Origin of the sequence: Paraburkholderia sp. BR10872, assembly GCF_040965835.1 — a bacterium.
GTDB classification, from domain to species: domain Bacteria; phylum Pseudomonadota; class Gammaproteobacteria; order Burkholderiales; family Burkholderiaceae; genus Paraburkholderia; species Paraburkholderia nodosa_A.
In genome coordinates this window covers 1-803 of record NZ_JBFRCN010000148.1, presented here as the reverse complement: position 1 = coordinate 803, position 803 = coordinate 1, and the positions used below count along the sequence as shown (strand labels likewise).

The window sequence follows — 803 nt, the reverse complement described above, 5'->3', positions numbered from 1 at the left end:
TAGCCCGAATTCACGCCCCAGTAATAGAACACGAGCGAGACCAGCGCGACGACCAGCATGTCCCAGCCGTACGGAAGCAGACCGGCGCCGCCGAACTGCTTGCTGCCGACGAGCGAGAGCAGCGCCATGATCGGCAGGTACGCACACAGCCACCATGCGGCCTTCAGATCCTGGCCCCAGCCGTCAAAGCCCTGCTTGCTCTGGAAGTAGAAGTACACCGGCAGCGCGACGACCATCAGCAGAATGATTTCGCCGGTCAGCGGCCACTTCGCCCAGTACAGGATCATCGATGCGCACACGAATGCGAACGGCGCGATCACTTTCATGAACGGCACGGAGAGCGGGCGCTCGATGTCCGTGGCGGCGCGCTTGAGCGCCATCAGGCTGATCGGACCCGTGAGGTACGAAATCACCGTCGCCACCGAGATCACCGCCGCGAGCGAACTCCAGCCGCGGAAGAAGAACATGAAGATGAACGACACGAGCAGGTTGAACCACATTGCGTTGCGCGGCACGCCGTAGAACGGGTGCACGTTGCCGAACATCTTCGGCATCGTGTTGTTGCGCTCCATCGCGTAGATCATGCGCGAGGTCGTCGCCATGTAGGTCGTACCGGTGCCGCTCGGGCTCACGAACGCGTCGACGTAGAGCAGGATCGCGAGCCAGTTCAGGTTCAGCGCGATCGCGAGTTCCGCGAACGGCGACTTGAAGTTGAACGTGTTCCAGCCCTTCGCGACGTCGGCCGGATTGACCGCGCCGATATAGGCGACCTGCAGCAGCACGTAGATCACGAGCGCGCAGAG

The 803-nt window shown here is 62.3% G+C and carries 1 protein-coding gene; it reads right to left on the bottom strand.

What is annotated here, in order from left to right:
• Positions 1 to 803: APC family permease (locus tag AB4Y43_RS40450; RefSeq protein WP_368730287.1), on the bottom strand; the 803-nt coding region annotated here is incomplete at both ends.